The following is a 16,475-nucleotide window of genomic DNA, read 5'->3' as shown; positions in this document are numbered from 1 at the left end:
GCCGGCGGGCACCACGCGCGGCTTCAATGAGGCCGAGTTCCGCCGCATCGGCCAGTGGATCACCGAGGTCGTCGATGGCCTGGCCGCCAACGGCCCCGACGCCAACACCGAAACCGAGGCCCGCATCCGCGACGACGTCCGGAAGATGTGCGAAAAATTCCCGGTGTACCCGGGCCGGTGACGCACCCGTGCCGCGCGCGGGCCCCTTGCCCGCGCCGGCCGGAACGCTTAGGTCTTGACCAACATATCCCTGACACGGACGAACCAGACCCATGATGGCGATCTACGGACCCCTGCGACTGCTGCTCGACGTGGCGTTTTTCATCATGATCACCCATATCATCATGAGTTGGCTGATCAATTTCCAGGTACTCAACCTCGGCCAGCAACTGGTGGCGCAGATCTGGTACGGGCTCAACCGCCTGCTGGAGCCGATCTATGCCCCGATCCGGCGGATCCTGCCCGACACGCGCCCGCTGGACCTGGCGCCGCTGGTGGCGTTCATCATCGTCATTTCGCTGCGCGACTACATCCTGCCGGAATTGCTGCTGCGGTAGCGCGGGCAGGGCTTGCCCGGGCAGGTCTGGTATGTGAATACTCCGGCAAGAGCAAATCTGGTAATTCTTGCAGGTGATCCATGTCAGGCGCCGCGCCGCTATTGCGCCAGGTATTCGGCTTTGACGCCTTCCGCCCCGGCCAGGAAGAGATCGTCGCGGCGGTAGCCCGCGGCGACAACGTGCTGGCGATCATGCCCACCGGCGGCGGCAAGTCGCTGTGCTTTCAACTGCCCGCCCTGATGCGCGACGGCGTGACGGTGGTGATCTCGCCGCTGATCGCGCTGATGCGCGACCAGGTGCGCGCCCTGCGCGAGGCGGGGGTTGCGGCGGGGGCGCTGACATCGGGCAATACCGACGCGGAAACCGACGCCGTGCGAGAGGCGCTTGAGGCGGGGCAGCTCAAACTGCTTTACATCGCGCCCGAGCGGCTGTCGTCGGGTGGCACGCTGGGCATGCTGCGGCGCATCGGCGTGGGGCTGATCGCGGTGGACGAGGCGCATTGCGTCAGCCAGTGGGGCCACGATTTCCGGCCCGATTACCTTCGCATCGGTGAGCTGAGGGAGGCGCTTGGCGTGCCGCTGGCCGCTTTCACCGCCACTGCCGATGCCGAGACCCGCGAGGAAATCGTCGCGCGGCTGTTCGCCGGGCAGGCGCCGCGCACATTTCTGCACGGGTTCGACCGGCCCAACATCCACCTGGCCTTTGCCGCCAAGGATGGGCCGCGGTGGCAGATTCTGGATTTCGCCGCCGCGCGCAAGGGGCAGCCCGGGATCGTCTATTGCGCCACCCGCGCCAAGACCGAAGGTCTGGCGCGGGCGCTGTGCGAGGTCGGCCATACCGCCTGTCATTATCACGGTGGCATGGAGGCCCAGGCCCGGCGCGAGGTCGAAACCCGGTTCCAGCACGACGATGGCTTGGTCGTGGTGGCGACGGTGGCCTTCGGCATGGGCGTGGACAAGCCCGACATACGCTGGGTGGCGCATGCCGATTTGCCCAAGTCGATCGAGGCCTATTACCAGGAGATCGGCCGCGCCGGCCGCGACGGGGCGCCCGCCGAGACGCTGACGCTGTACGGCCCAGACGACATCCGCCTGCGCCGCACCCAGATCGACGAGGGGCTCGCCCCCGCCGAGCGGCGCGGCGCCGACCACGGCCGGCTCAACGCGCTGCTGGGGTTGGCCGAGGCGCTGACATGCCGCCGCCAAAGCCTGCTGACCTATTTCGGCGAGACATTGGGCGAGCCCTGCGGCGCCTGCGATCTGTGCGATCGCCCGCCCGAGACGTTCGACGGCACACAGGCAGTGCGCAAGGCGCTGTCGGCGATCCTGCGCACCGAGGAACGGTTCGGCGCCGGGCACCTGATCGACATCCTGACCGGCAACGCCACCGACAAGCTGCGCGCGCGCGGCCATGACGGGTTGCCCACCTTCGGCGTGGGGCGCGAGTTTTCGCGCCCGCAGTGGCAGGGTATCTTCCGGCAGATGATGGGCCACGACCTGATCCGCCCCGATGCCGAGCGCCACGGCGCGCTGCGCATGACCGACCGGGCGCTGCCGATCCTGCGCGATCTCGAACAGATCACCCTGCGCCGCGACGGGGTGCGCGCCGGGCCGCGGCGCCCCATGGTGCGGGCGCTGGTCTCGGACGAGGACGCGCCGCTGCTGTCGGCGCTCAAGGCCAAGCGCCGGGCGCTGGCGGAGGGCGCGAACCTGCCCGCCTACATGATCTTCAACGTCCGCACCCTGATCGAGATGGCCGAGACGCGCCCCGCCGACCTGGACGCGATGGCGCATATTGGCGGAGTGGGGGCAAAAAAGCTGGAAAGCTATGGCGCGGCTTTCCTCGAGGTCATCAACGGGGCGGTCGAGACCGTTCATCCCACCCGCCGCAAGCTGGCCGGGCGCGCGGCGGGCGACATTTTCGACCGTCTCGCGCAGGCGCAGGCCGATCTGGCACGCGGCGAGATGGGAACGGAAAAATACCTGTCGTGTACCCATGGCACGCTGCGCCAGATCGCGGAACGCCGCCCGGCGACGCTGGCCGATATGGCGCGCATCTCGGGGATGGGCGACATGAAGGTGGACCGCTTCGGCGCGGCGTTTCTGGACGTTCTGCGCGCGGCGGGCTAGATCGGCGGCAAGGTTCCAACACAGGAGTGCGCCCATGCTGATCGTGGTATCGCCGGCCAAGAAGCTGGACATGACGCCGGTGGAGGGTGTCGCCGCCACCCGCCCGCAATTCGCCGAGGCAGCCGCCGAGTTGGTTGAAGTGGCACGGGGGCTGACGGTGGGGGAGTTGCAAAAGCTGATGGGCATCAGCGACAAGCTGGCGCGGCTCAATGCCGAGCGGTTTCGCGACTTCGGCGCGATGGTGGCCAAGCCCGCCGCGCTGGCCTTTGCCGGAGATACCTACCAGGGGTTGGAGGCCGCCAGCCTGGACGATGATGAGATGCGCTGGGCGCAGGACCGGTTGCGCATCCTTTCGGGGCTCTACGGGGTGTTGCGCCCGCTGGACGAGATAGAGCCCTACCGCCTGGAAATGGGCAGCCGCCTGCGCACCGATCGCGGCAAGACGCTTTACGATTACTGGGGCGACAGAATCGCGCGGGCGCTCAACGACCAGGCCGCGGCGCTGGGGACCGATACGCTGGTCAATTGTGCCAGCCAGGAATATTTCGCCGCCGTGCGGGACAAGGCGCTGAGCCTGCGGGTGATCACCCCGGTGTTCATGGAGGACCGCGAGGGCGGACCCAAGATCGTCAGCTTCCATGCCAAACACGCGCGCGGCGCCATGGCGCGCTACATCATCCAGCACCGGCTGACCGAGCCGGACGCGCTGCGCGACTTCGACAGTGGCGGTTATCGCTACCGCCCGGAGATGTCGGAGGGCGACAGGATGGTGTTCGTGCGCGGGGGCACACCGGGCTGACTACCCGCCCGGCGGGGTGGCGCCCGCGGGGGCATGGCGGGTGATCGCCTCGACAATGGCGGCCTTTTTCAGCGGCTTGGTAAGGTATTCGTCCAGCCCGGCGGAAAGGATGTTCTCGCGGTCGCCATCGACGGCGTGGGCGGTCAGCGCAAGGATGGGGGTGTGGGTGCCGGTGTCGGCCTCGATCCGGCGGATTTCGGCGGTGGCCTGCTTGCCGTCCATGCCCGGCATCGAGATATCCATGAAGATCAGGTCGGGGCGGAAGTCGCGGAATTGCTCCACCGCCTCTTCGCCGTTGGCGGCGAAACGCAACTCGATATCGAGCGCCTTCACCATCTTGTCGAACACCATCCGATTGGTGCGGTTATCCTCGGCGGTGAGCACGCGCATCGTGCGGGCGGGGCTGTCGGTGCCGTTGTCGGGGGCGGGCGGTGCGGTGCCTTCCTCGGTGCTGGCGGCGGGCAGGGTCAGGCGGATACCGAAGGCGCTGCCGGTGCCTGCCTCGCTTTCGACCCAGATCTGCCCGCCCATCATCTCGATCAGGCGGCGGCTGATCGACAGGCCCAGCCCGGTGCCTTCGAACTGGCGGTTGCGCTCGTCCTCGACCTGGTTGAATTCGCCGAAGACGTGGTCGATCTTGTCGGGGGGTATGCCGATGCCGGTATCCTCGACGGCGATGTGCACATCGGTGTCGCCGCCGCCGGGCTGCACCCCGACCACCCGCACCAGGACATGCCCCTCATGCGTGAACTTGACCGCGTTGCCGATCAGGTTGGTCAGCACCTGACGGATGCGCCCCGGGTCGCCGATCAGCATGGTGGGCAGGAACATGTCGTAATCGACGCGTATATCGAGCCCCTTTTCGCGCGCGGCGGGGGCCAGCAGCATCACGATTTCATGGATGCAGCGTTCCAGGTCGAAGGCTTCGGGGTGCAGGGTCAGCTTGTCGGCCTCGATCTTGGAATAGTCCAGCACGTCGTTGATGATCGACAGCAGCGCCTCGCCCGAATGGCGGATGGTTTCGACATACAGGCGCTGGTCCTCGCTCAACTCGGTGTCGGCCATCAGGTCGGCCATGCCGACGACGCCGTTCATCGGCGTGCGGATCTCGTGGCTCATGTTGGCCAGGAAGGCCGACTTGGCGCGGCTGGCCGCCTCGGCGCGTTCCTGGGCTTCTTTCAGGGCCTGTTCGTGGCGCACCGTTTCGGTGATGTTGAGGCCCAGCGTGACCACGTCGCCGGCGGGGCCGCGCTGATCTATCAGCTTGATGTACTCGTTGTTCCACAGCCGCATCACCACCGGATCGGGGCGCGGTGACTGCCAGCGCCCCAGCATCATGTCGCGCCACGCCGCGGGCGCGAGGGATTCGGTGTTCACGATCCCTTCTTCGGTCAGCAGTTGCAGTACCCGCGCGTAGGAGATGCCGGGGCGCACCTCTTCCAGCCCGTCGAAGATGACGAGGTAGGAATCGTTGGCGGTGATCATCGCGTCGTCGCAATCGAAGATGGCAAAGCCGTCGCGGATGGTCTGGATGGATTGCCACAGGCGGCGTTCTACGACCTGGATCTTTTCCTGTGCCGCCGAGAGATCGGATTTCACGCGCAGGTTCTCGTTCTGCACCGTCTGTACCTGGGCGCGGGTCTGGGTGATCTCTTCGGACAGGGCGCGCGCGTGGCGGCCCAGCTTGCGGTTGGCGGCGAACAGTTCGGCCTGCTTGAGTTCAAGCAGACGTTCGGCGGCAAGGCGCGCGCGGCGCTCCTCGGCCAGTTTGTTCGCAAGGCTCATGCCCGTCCTCCGACACGCCCGGTTGTCGCTGGGCAGCATCGGCCAATGCGGTGAACAGGCGATTAAGGGCTGCGGGCGCGCGTGCTGATCCCGCCGCGCAGGAATCGTTGCCAAGCGTGCGTGCCGCGTGGCACGCTCATGGCATTGCGAGGGAGATCGATTATGCGCAGGATTATTTCCGCGGTTGCCCTGCTGGCGGCTTTTCTGGTGCCCGGGATCGCCGCGGCGCAGGGCGCGTCGGACAGCTATGTACCCGACCGCCGCGCCGTGGTCACCCGCGATGTGGATTTCCCCGGCGGCGATTTGCAGAAGCTCTATGACACCACCTTCGAGGCCTGCCAGAGGGCGTGCGTGGCGGATGCGCGTTGCAACGCGTTCACCTTCAACAGTCGTTCGAATGCCTGTTTTCCCAAGCGCGGCGTCGAGGCGCGCGCGCCTTACGAAGGTGCGCTTTCGGCCGAGTTGCGCGCCACCGACCGCGCGGTTCTGCGGCAGGCCGATGCGCGCGCGCGGGCGCTGGAATTCCTTGGCGAGAAGACCCTTGCCGACGCCCGCGACGAGGCGCAGGCGTTGGGCCGTCGTCACCCTTTCGGCCAGTATGCGCCCGCGCAGTTGCTTGAGGCGGCGGCGCAGCGGCGCGCGGCGGGCGATCTGCCCGGCGCGCTGCGCTGGACCGGCGCGGCCCTGGCGCAGACCGACAGCAGCGCGCTTTGGGCCGAATACGCGCGCCTTGCGCTGGAGGTCGATACCGACAGTGGTGCGCAGGCGAACCGGATGCAGGCCCGCGCTGTCGCCGCTGCGACCAACGCGGCGCTGCGCGCCACCGCCCCCACGCAAGAGGCCGCGGCGCTGACGGTGCTGGCCCGCGCGCTGGAGACGCAGCGCCGCGGGCGCGACATGATCCCGGCGCTGCGCCTGGCGCAGGCGGCGCAGCCGGGGCGGCAGGACATTGCCGAGATGTTGGACGAGGCGATCGGCAAGTACGGTTTCCGCATCACCGGCCACGAGGTCGATTCCGACAGCGCCGAGCCGCGGTTGTGCGCGCAGTTTTCCGAGCCGCTGGTCAAGGCAGGGGTGGACTACGCGCCTTACCTGCGCGTGCCCGATGCCACCATGGCCGTGCAGGCCGAGGGCCGGCAGCTTTGCGTCGAAGGCGTCAAGCACGGCAAGCGCTATCGCGTCACCTTTCGCAGCGGCCTGCCGGCGGCCAGCGGCGAGGAACTGGCCCGCGACGTGACGCTGACGCTTTACGTGCGTGATCGCAGCCCGAGCGCGGTGTTTCCCGGCCGTGCCTATGTTCTGCCGCGCGGCGCGGACGCGGCGCTGCCCATTCGCACGGTCAACCTTGACCGGGTCGATCTGACCTTGCGCCACGTTGCCGACCGCAACCTGCTGCGCAGCGTGCAGGAGGGGTATTTCAACCGCCCGCTGGACCAGTGGCGCCTGCGCGGGTTCGCCGGCGAGGTCGCCGAGAAGGTCTGGACCGGGCAGGCCGACGTGGAAAACAGCCTCAACGCCGACATGACGACGCGCCTGCCCATGGGGGCGGCGATCGCCGATCTGCCGCCGGGCCTCTACGCGCTGACCGCCCGAATTCCGGGGCGGCCCGACCACGATCAGCCCGGCGCGACGCAGTGGTTCGTGCTGTCCGATCTGGGCGTCACGACGCTGATGGGCAATGACGGGTTGCACGTCATGGTGCGCGGCCTTGGCAACGCCGCCCCGCGTGCGGGGGCCGAGGTGCAACTGCTGTCGCGCGCCAACCGGGTGCTCGACAGTGCCCGCACCGATGCGCAGGGGCATGCGCGGTTCGAGCCCGGCCTGACGCGCGGCACCGCCGGCGCGGCGCCGGCGATGGTGACGGTGCGGAAGGGCGACGACCTGACGTTCCTGTCGCTGACCGACCCGGCCTTCGATCTGTCGGACCGCGGCGTGGCGGGGCGCGACCCGGCCGGCCCGGTGGACGTGTTCCTGACCACCGATCGCGGCGCCTACCGCGCCGGTGAGACGATCCATGCCACCGCGCTTGCCCGCGACGGGCGGGCACAGGCGGTGAAGGGCCTGCCGCTGACGGCGATCCTGCTGCGCCCCGACGGGGTGGAATACGCGCGCAAGGTGTCGGCCAAGGGGCTGGACGGGGGCCATGTGTTCGACTTCGCGCTGGGTGCGGACGTGCCGCGCGGCGGCTGGCGGCTGGAGATTCGCGCCGATGTCGAGACGCCGGCGCTGGCCAGCGACGCGGTGCTGGTCGAGGATTTCCTGCCCGAACGGCTGGACCTGGAACTGTCGCTGCCCGACGGCCCGCTGCGCCCCGGCGGTGCCGCGCCGCTGGAGCTTGCCGCGCGCTATCTCTTCGGGGCGCCGGGTGCCGATCTGCCGGTCGAGGGCATGGTGACCCTGCGTCCTGCGAACCGGCTCGAAGCCTACCCCGGCTATCGTTTTGGCCGCCATGACGAGGTGCCGGAGCCGCGCGCCCGCGCCTTGCCGGCCGCTACCACCGACGAGGCCGGCAAGGCGCGGTTGCCCGTCACCCTGCCCGATCTGCCGGCAGGCGGCGGGGCGCGCCCCTACACCGCCGAGTTGACCGTTCGCGTGACCGAAGGCTCGGGCCGCCCGGTGGAACGCAGCATCTCGCGCCCGGTGCGCCCGGGCGCGCCGATGATCGGCATCCGGCCGCTTTTCGACGGGGCGCTGGGGCAGGGGGCCGAGGCGGCTTTCGATCTGCGCGCCGTCGCCCCGGCGGGTGCTGCGCCCGAGATGCCGGTGCGCTGGACGCTCAACCGGGTCGAGACGCGCTATCAGTGGTATCGCCAGAACGGCAACTGGAACTGGGAACCGGTTGTCAGCCGGGCGCGCGTCGCTGCCGGCGAGGCCATGTTGAGCACGACACCGCAGGAAGTCGCCGTGCCGGTGGACTGGGGGCGCTACGAGCTGATTGTCGAAACCCGCGAGGGCGACAGCCCCTATGCTGCCAGTTCGGTGGACTTTCACGCCGGCTGGTACGCGCCGGCGGACGCGGCAAGCACGCCCGACATGCTGGAGATGTCGCTGGACAAGCCCGCCTATCGCAGCGGCGACGTGGCGCGCCTGCGCATGATGCCGCGCCATCCCGGTACGGCGGTGATAACGGTGATGTCCGACCGGGTGATCGCCATGCGCGCGGTCGAGGTGGGCGAGGGCGCGACGACCGTCGAATTGCCGGTGACCGACGAATGGGGGGCTGGTGCCTATGTCAGCGCCTCGGTCATCCGCCCTGTGGCGGGCGACGTGGGCCGCGCGCCGGTGCGGGAGCTGGGGATTGCCCATGCCGGGGTCGACCCCGGCGCGCGGCGCCTTGACGTCGCGCTGACGGCGCCCGAGGTGGTCCGCCCCCGCGGACCGCTGGAGGCACGCGTGCACATCAATGGCCTGCCCGAGGGCGCGCGCGCCCATGTCACCGTCGCGGCGGTGGACGTGGGGATTCTCAACCTCACCGGTTTTGACGGCCCCGACCCGGTGGCGCATTACTTCGGGCAGCGGCGGCTCGGGGTCGAGATCCGCGACCTTTACGGGCGTCTGATCGACAGCGGCAATGGCGCCCTGGGGCGGGTGCGCTCTGGCGGCGATGCGGCGCGGGCCGCGCGTACCGACGCGCCGCCGCCCACCGAGGACCTGGTCGCGCAGTTCACCGGGCCGGTCACGCTGGGCCCCGACGGGGGCGCCGACCTGCGCTTCGACATGCCCGATTTCAACGGCACCGTGCGGCTGATGGCGGTGGCGTGGACGGATTCGGCGGTGGGGCAGGCGCGCGCCGATGTCACGGTTCGTGATCCGGTGGTGATGACCACCAGCCTGCCGCGCTTCATGGCGCCGGGAGACGAATCGCGCCTGCTGCTGGAGTTGACCCATGCCGATGGCCCGGCCGGGCGCATGGGGCTTGACCTGACCGCCGATGCGGGACTGGAAATCGCGCATGGCGATGTGCCCTCGGGCGTGACCCTGGCCGAGGGCGGGCGGGCGCGCGTCGCGATCCCGATCGCGGCCAATGCCCCCGGCGACCACGGCTTACGCGTGGCATTGACCACCCCGGACGGGCGGCAACTGACCAAGCGCCTGGTGCTTGGCGTGCGCGCAAACGACCCGCCGGTGGCGCGCACGCAGCGGCTGCGGTTGGCAGCGGGGGAAAGTTTCGAGCTGACCCGCGACGTGTTCGCCGGGCTGCGCCCGGGCACCGGCACGGCGATCGTGTCGGCGGGGCCGGTGGCACGACTGGATGCGCCGGGGCTGATCGCGACGCTTGATCGTTACCCCTATGGCTGCACCGAGCAACTAGCCAGCGCGGCGATGCCGTTGCTCTACCTGGGCGGAGTCGCACAGGCGATGGGGCTGGAGGCGGGCGACGATCTGTCCGCACGGGTGAACGGCGCGATCCGACGCATCCTCACCCGGCAGTCGGGTAGCGGCAGTTTCGGCCTGTGGCGCGCCGGGTCGGGTGATTTCTGGCTCGATGCCTATGTCACCGATTTCCTGTCTCGCGCCCGCGCCGAAGGGCACGACGTGCCCGATGCGGCCTTCGAGGCGGCGCTGGACAACCTGCGCAACCGTGTCAATTACGCCCCCGATTTCGATGCGGGCGGCGAGGCGGTCGCCTACGCGCTGATGGTGTTGGCGCGCGAGGGCGCGGCGGTGATGGGCGATCTGCGCTACTATGCCGACCAGAAGGCCGACAATTTCGCCACCCCGCTGGCGCAGGCGCAACTGGGTGCGGCGCTGGCCGCCTATGGCGACCCGGTGCGCGCCGACGCGATGTTCGCCCGCGCCGCCCGCCGCCTCGCGCGGGACCGGACCGGCGACGAGACGCCCGACGCGCCGCGCTGGCGCGCCGATTACGGCACCGCGCTGCGCGACATGGCCGGGGTGCTGGCGCTGGCCACCGCCGCCGGCAGCGACCGGGTGGATGGCGCCGCGCTTGTCGCGCGCGTCGCCGCAGGCGCCGCGGAGGGGCCGCTTTCCACGCAGGAGGCGGCGTGGTCGCTGCTGGCCGCGCATGCGCTGGTCGACCGGCCCGAGGCGGCGGGGCTGACATTGAACGGCACTCCGGCCGAGGGGCCGCTGGTGCGCCTGGTGGAGGACGACCACGGCTTTGCCCCGGTTCGGATCGGCAATGCACGCGCGCGCCCCGCCGACTTCACGCTGACAACGCTGGGTGTGCCGCAGGGGCGGGTGACGGCGGGCGGCCAGGGCATGGCGATCGAGCGGCGCTATTTCACCCGCGAGGGGCGCGAGGTCAGCCCCGAAACCGTGGCTGCGGGCACACGGCTGGTGGTGGTGCTGAAGGTCACGCCGTTCGAGCGCATCGGCGCGCGGCTGATGGTGACCGACCCGCTGCCGGCGGGGTTCGAGATCGACAACCCCAACCTGTTGCGTGCTGGTGATATCGCCGCGCTCGACTGGCTTGAAACGGCGCACGCCGAACACGCCGAATTTCGCGCCGACCGCTTTCTGGCCGCCGTGGACTGGCGCGATGCCGAGCCCCTGCGGCTGGCTTACATGGTGCGGGCGGTGTCGCCGGGGCGGTTCCATCACCCGGCGGCGTCGGTCGAGGATATGTATCGCCCGCGCTACCGCGCGCATACCGCCGCGGGCCGCGTGACCGTCACGCCATGATGCGCGTGCTGCCGCTGCTGCTGGTCGTGGCACTGTTCGCGGTGGCGCTGGCGCGAGATGCGGTGGATGGCTGGGTGGCGCGCACCGAGCTGCCGCTGCTGGCGGTGGAGACCTCCGTCGAGGTGGTGGACCGCGATGGCCGTTTGCTACGCGCCTACACCGTGGCCGACGGGCGCTGGCGGCTGGGTGCGCGCGCCGACCAGGTGGACCCGCTCTACCTGGCGATGCTGCTGGCCTACGAGGACAAGCGGTTCTACCGGCATGGCGGGGTGGATGCGCGCGCCATGATCCGCGCCGCCGGCCAGGCGCTGGCCAACGGGCGCATCGTGTCGGGTGCCTCGACACTGAGCATGCAGGTGGCGCGCCTTCTGGAGCGCGGCAGCACCGGGCGTTGGGCGGGCAAGCTGCGCCAGATCCGCGTCGCGCTGGCGCTGGAGCGGCAACTGGACAAGGACGCGATCCTCGGTCTTTACCTGACGCTGGCGCCGTTCGGCGGCAATATCGAAGGGGTGCGCGCCGCGACGCTGGCGTGGTTCGGGAAAGAGCCCGCGCGCCTGTCCCCGGCGCAGGCGGCGCTGCTGGTGGCGTTGCCGCAATCGCCCGAGGCGCGCCGCCCCGATCTGAACCCCGAAGCCGCCCGCGCGGCGCGCGACCGGGTGCTGGCGCGCATGGTGCAAGCCGGCGTGCTGAGCGTCGAGGCGCGCGCGGTCGCCACGCGCGCGCCGGTGCCGACCGTGCGCCGCCCGTTCCCGGCGCTGGCCCCCCACATGGCTGACCGGGCGCGCGCCGACGACCCGGTGGCGCTGCGCCACGAACTGACGCTTGACGCGCCGTTGCAGCGGCGGCTGGAACGCCTGACACACCAGACGGTCGAAGGCCGTGCGCGGCGCCTGTCGATCGCGATCATGGTCGCCGACCATCGCAGCGGCGCGATCCTGGCGGCGGTCGGTTCGGGCGGTTACCGCGCCGGGGCGCGGGCGGGTTTCGTGGACATGACGCGGGCGCTGCGCTCACCCGGTTCGACGCTCAAGCCGCTGGTCTATGCGCTGGCCTTCGACCAGGGGATGGCGCATCCCGAAACGCTGATCGACGACACGCCGGTCGATTTCGACGGCTACGCGCCGCAGAATTTCGATGGCCGGTTCCGTGGGCGTGTGCGCGCGGCCGAGGCGCTGCGCCTGTCGCTCAACATTCCGGTCGTGCGGTTGACGCGGGCGGTGGGGCCGGCGCGGTTGATGGCGGCGCTGCGCCGGGCCGGGGTCCGGCCCGAGTTGCCGGGCGGACGCGCCGGGCTGGCGGTGGCGCTGGGCGGTGTCGGGGTGCGGCTGGAAGGGCTGGTGCGGCTTTATGCGGGGCTGGCAAATGGCGGGCACGCCGTGCCGCTGCACTGGCGCCGGGGCACCGCGGGGGATCGGGCGAGGCAGGGAACGCCGGAGCAAATCGTCGGGCCGGTGGCGGCCTGGCAGGTGGGGCGAGTGCTGTCGCGGCTGGCGCCGCCGGACGGTGCACCGGCCCTGCCGCTGGCGTACAAGACCGGCACGTCCTATGGCCACCGCGATGCCTGGGCCCTGGGTTTTGACGGGGCGCACGTCGTCGGTGTCTGGATCGGGCGGCCCGATGGCACCCCGGTTCCCGGCGCCTTCGGCGGCGATTTGGCCGCGCCGGTGCTGTTTTCGGCGTTCGAACGGCTGGGCGCCGCGTCAACGCCGCTGCCGCCGCCGCCGGCCGGGGCGCTGCTGGTCGGCAATGCCGACCTCCCCGCGCCGCTGCGGGTGTTCGGGGGCGGGGGCGATGCAAATGGCGGTCGGGCATCGGCGCCGCTGCTTGCCTTTCCGCCCGAAGGCGTGCGGCTGATACCGGGCGAGGCGGGCCTTGTCGCCAAGGTGCGCGCCGGCGTGCCGCCGTTCAGTTGGCTGGCCAATGGCCGGCCGGTGCTGAGCGGCGCGCGGCGGCGCGAGGTCACGCTACCGGACCCGGGGCGCGGTTTCCTGACCCTGACGGTGATCGACGCCGAGGGCCGCGCCGATCGTACCCGGCTGCGCATTGACTGACCCGGCCTGACGCATCGGCGTGGCTTTGCCACGCTCGATGCTTGATCTTGGCGCAAATGCTCCTGGTGTCGCCTGCCGCGCTCGGGCGCTCAGCCGCGTTCGATTGCCAGCGCGATGCCCTGACCGCCGCCGATGCACATGGTGATCAGGGCGCGCTTGCCGCCGGTACGCTCCAGTTCGTGTAGCGCCTTGACCATCAGGATGGCGCCGGTGGCACCCACGGGGTGCCCCAGGGCGATGGCGCCGCCATTGGGGTTCACGATCGCCGGGTCGAGGCCGAGCTTGCGGTTGACCGCGACGGCTTGCGCGGCGAATGCCTCGTTCGATTCGACGAGGTCGAAATCGCCTGCGGCGAGGCTGGTCTTTTCAAATAGCGCCTCCACCGCCGGGACCGGGCCGATGCCCATCACCTCGGGGCGGACGCCCGCATGGGCATAGCCCAGGATGCGCGCGCGGGGCGCCAGCCCGGCCTTTTCGGCTGCGTCGGCGCGCGCCAGTACCAGCGCGGCGGCGCCGTCGTTGATGCCGCTGGCGTTGCCGGCGGTCACGGTGCCGTCCTTCTGGAACGCCGGGCGCAGGCCGGCGAGCGCCTCGGCGCTGGTGGGCTTGGGGTGTTCGTCGGTGTCGAACTGCACGGTGTCGCGCTTTGCGCGCACCTCGACCGGCACGATCTGGTCGCGGAAGTATCCGGCCTCGATGGCGGCGGCTGCGCGGGTCTGGCTTTGCAGGGCGAAGTCGTCCTGGTCGGCGCGGGTGATGCCGTGTTCGCCGGCCACGTTTTCGGCCGTCACCCCCATGTGCCCGCTGCCGAAGGGGCAGGCGAGCGTGCCCAGCAGCATGTCGAGCGTGCGGATGTCGCCCATCTTGGCGCCCCAACGCTGGTCGGGCACGATGTAGGGCGCGCGCGACATCGACTCGGCGCCGCCGGCCAGCGCGAAATCGGCATCGCCCAGCATCAGCGCCTGCGCCGCCGAGACCACCGCCTGCGCCCCGGACCCGCACAGGCGATTGACGTTCATCGCCGGGGTGCTGTCGGGGATGCCGGCCTCGATCGCGGCGACGCGGCTGAGGTACATGTCGCGCGGCTCGGTGTTGATGACGGTGCCGAAGACGACGTGGCCGATCCTGTCGGGGGCCAGCCCGGCGCGTTTCAGCGCCTCGCCGGCGACGATCGCGCCAAGCCGGGTGGGGGGCACGCCGGCCAGTGCGCCGCCGAATGTTCCGATCGCGGTCCGGGTGCCGCCGAGTATCACAATGTCGCTCATCTTGTCCTCGCATCCTGAAGCTTTGGCGCAATGCTAGCGCAGCATCCGCGCGAAGGGCAGGGGGACGTTCCGTCATTTTTTCGCCGCCGGGCGCGCCATGTCGTTAGCACAACAATGGGAGTTCCCCGACAGGCCAACGCGATATATTCTGCAGGCACCCCCGCGCGCGAGACGAGGGGGCACACAGGGGAGTGAAAGGGGAGTGAAACCGATGAGGGGACTTGCACTTTATTTCTTCGTTCTGGGCGTCGTGGCAGCGATTGTCGGCATGTCCTGGGGTATACAGATGTCGGCGACAAAGGATCACTTGCTGGCACCGGCACATGCGCACCTGAACCTCCTGGGGTGGGTGACGCTTGCGCTGTTCGGGGTCTACTACCACGTCAGCCCGGCCGCCGCGCAGGGTGTTCTGCCGAAACTGCATTTCGCGCTTGCGGCGCTCGGGGTGATCGCCATCGTTCCGGGAATCGTCATGGCGGTGCGCGAAACCGGCGAAACCCTGGCCAAGGCCGGCTCGTTCCTGACCCTGGGGTCTATGCTGCTTTTCCTGTTGATCGTGCTGCGCAACGCGGGGCGCGAAGGCGCCTGAAACGAAACGCGCCGCCCCCCGGGGGCGGCGCGCGATGGGGCCCGCGGTGGCGAACGTCAGTCGACGTCGAACTGCAGCGGCTTGACCTGCCGGAAGAGGCCCGTCGCCTCGAGCGCCTTGAGCGTGTCCGGCGCCACGGGTGCATCCACGTAGAGAAGCGCGATCGCCTCGCCGCCCGAAGCCGACCGCCCGAGCGTGAAGTTGGCGATGTTCGACCCGGCCTCGCCCATCGTCTTGCCCAGGGTGCCGATGATACCGGGCACGTCTTCGTTGGTGGTATAGAGCATGTGGCGCCCGACCTCGGCATCGATGTTGATGCCCTTGATCTGGATGAAGCGCGGCTTGCCGTCCGAGAACACCGTGCCGGCGACCGAGCGTTCACGCTTGGCGGTGACAACGGTGACTTTCATGTAGCCTTCGAAGGCGCCCGACTTGTCCTGGTTTGTGGTGCTGATCTTGATGCCGCGTTCCTTGGCGACCACCGGCGCGCTGACCATGTTCACGTCGGGGTTGAAGCGTTTCATGATCCCCGCCACGACCGAGCAGTTGAGCGCCTCCAGGTTCATCCGGGATACCACGCCGTCGTAGAGGATGTTGATGGCCTTGATCGGCTCGTCGGTCATCTGGCCGATGAAGCTGCCGAGGTGATCGGCCAGCTTGATCCAGGGGCCCATCACCTTGGCCTCTTCGGCGGTAACCGAGGGCATGTTGAGCGCGTTGGTCACCGCGCCGGTCAGCAGGTAATCCGACATCTGTTCGGCCACTTGCAGGGCGACGTTTTCCTGTGCCTCGGTGGTGGCGGCGCCGAGGTGCGGCGTGCAGACCACGTTGGGCAGGCCGAAAAGCGGGTTCTCGGTCGCCGGTTCCTGAGTGAAGACATCGAAGCCGGCGCCGCCGATATGGCCGGACTGGATCAGGTCGGCGACTGCCTGTTCGTCGACCAGCCCGCCACGCGCGCAGTTGATGATGCGCACGCCCTTCTTGGTCTTTTCGAGGTTCTCGCGCGACAGGATGTTGCGCGTCGCGTCGATCAGCGGCACGTGCAGGGTGATGAAATCGGCCCGCGCCAGCAGGTCATCCAGCTCGACCTTCTCGACGCCCATCTTCGCGGCCTTTTCCGAGGACAGGAACGGGTCATAGGCGACCACCTTCATGCGCAGGCCGCGGGCGCGGTCGCAGACGATCGAGCCGATGTTGCCGGCACCGATGACACCCAGGGTCTTGCCGGTCAGCTCGACGCCCATGAATTTCGATTTTTCCCACTTGCCTGCCTGGGTGCTGACGCTGGCCGCGGGGATCTGGCGCGCGATGGCGAACATCATCGCGATGGCGTGCTCGGCGGTGGTGATCGAGTTGCCGAAAGGCGTGTTCATCACGATCACGCCCTTTTGCGAGGCGGCGTCCTTGTCGACGTTATCGGTGCCGATCCCGGCGCGGCCGATCACCTTGAGGTGTTCTGCGGCATCGAGGATCTTCTCGGTCACCTTGGTGGCCGAGCGGATCGCCAGACCGTCGTAGTTGCCGATGACTTCGAGCAGCTTGTCCTTGTCCTTGCCGAGGTCGGGCTGGAAATCGACGTCGATGCCGCGATCACGGAAGATCTGCACCGCGGTTTCGGAAAGCTTGTCGGAAACGAGTACTTTGGGAGCCATGT

Annotated in this window: 9 protein-coding genes and 1 pseudogene; 7 read left to right on the top strand and 3 right to left on the bottom strand. The window is 69.6% G+C overall.

Annotated features, from left to right (window positions below):
• From glyA to yaaA, 4 genes and pseudogenes are all read left to right on the top strand, one after another.
• Positions 1 to 181 (top strand): annotated as a pseudogene (glyA, locus tag Q0L89_RS14660) (serine hydroxymethyltransferase); the annotation flags it as partial.
• Between the two features lie 91 nt (positions 182 to 272).
• Positions 273 to 557 carry a YggT family protein gene (locus Q0L89_RS14655; RefSeq protein ID WP_296766600.1) on the top strand — a complete coding sequence of 95 codons (285 nt, stop codon included), beginning with the start codon at positions 273 to 275 and terminating at the stop codon, positions 555 to 557.
• A gap of 80 nt (positions 558 to 637) precedes the next feature.
• Positions 638 to 2,686, top strand: coding sequence for a DNA helicase RecQ (gene recQ, locus Q0L89_RS14650; RefSeq protein WP_296766599.1), 2,049 nt, complete (start codon positions 638 to 640; stop codon positions 2,684 to 2,686).
• A gap of 34 nt (positions 2,687 to 2,720) precedes the next feature.
• Positions 2,721 to 3,485, top strand: a complete 765-nt coding sequence (gene yaaA, locus Q0L89_RS14645; protein WP_296766596.1) for a peroxide stress protein YaaA — start codon at positions 2,721 to 2,723, stop codon at positions 3,483 to 3,485.
• On the opposite strand, the gene Q0L89_RS14640 is transcribed toward yaaA, so the two are convergent.
• Entirely contained in the window at positions 3,486 to 5,270 is a 1,785-nt protein-coding gene (locus Q0L89_RS14640) for an ATP-binding protein (RefSeq protein ID WP_296766594.1), read from the bottom strand.
• A 162-nt stretch (positions 5,271 to 5,432) separates the two neighbouring features.
• On the opposite strand from Q0L89_RS14640, the gene Q0L89_RS14635 reads away from it, so the two are divergent.
• Positions 5,433 to 10,916: an alpha-2-macroglobulin family protein gene (locus tag Q0L89_RS14635; protein WP_296766591.1), complete on the top strand. Its 5,484-nt coding sequence runs from the start codon at positions 5,433 to 5,435 to the stop codon at positions 10,914 to 10,916.
• A complete protein-coding gene (pbpC, locus tag Q0L89_RS14630) occupies positions 10,916 to 12,967 on the top strand; it encodes a penicillin-binding protein 1C (protein WP_296766588.1) in 2,052 nt (683 codons plus the stop codon). Before Q0L89_RS14635 ends, pbpC begins: the two co-directional genes overlap by 1 nt.
• An 89-nt stretch (positions 12,968 to 13,056) precedes the next feature.
• On the opposite strand, the gene Q0L89_RS14625 is transcribed toward pbpC, so the two are convergent.
• Positions 13,057 to 14,232 (bottom strand): acetyl-CoA C-acyltransferase family protein, encoded by a 1,176-nt coding sequence (locus tag Q0L89_RS14625; RefSeq protein WP_296766586.1) that lies wholly within the window; start codon positions 14,230 to 14,232, stop codon positions 13,057 to 13,059.
• Between the two features lie 211 nt (positions 14,233 to 14,443).
• Between Q0L89_RS14625 and Q0L89_RS14620 the strand changes: the two genes are divergently transcribed.
• Complete coding sequence (locus Q0L89_RS14620; protein WP_296766584.1) at positions 14,444 to 14,821, top strand: hypothetical protein; 378 nt, start codon at positions 14,444 to 14,446, stop codon at positions 14,819 to 14,821.
• A 56-nt stretch (positions 14,822 to 14,877) separates the two neighbouring features.
• Here Q0L89_RS14620 and serA read toward each other — a convergent pair whose 3' ends face one another.
• Positions 14,878 to 16,473, bottom strand: coding sequence for a phosphoglycerate dehydrogenase (serA, locus tag Q0L89_RS14615; RefSeq protein WP_296766582.1), 1,596 nt, complete (start codon positions 16,471 to 16,473; stop codon positions 14,878 to 14,880).
• Between the last annotated feature and the right edge of the window lie 2 nt (positions 16,474 to 16,475).

It is taken from the genome of Sediminimonas sp. (genome assembly GCF_024637375.1).
In the GTDB taxonomy this organism is placed as follows: Bacteria; Pseudomonadota; Alphaproteobacteria; order Rhodobacterales; family Rhodobacteraceae; genus Sediminimonas.
This window is presented reverse-complemented; position numbering and strand designations above follow the sequence as displayed.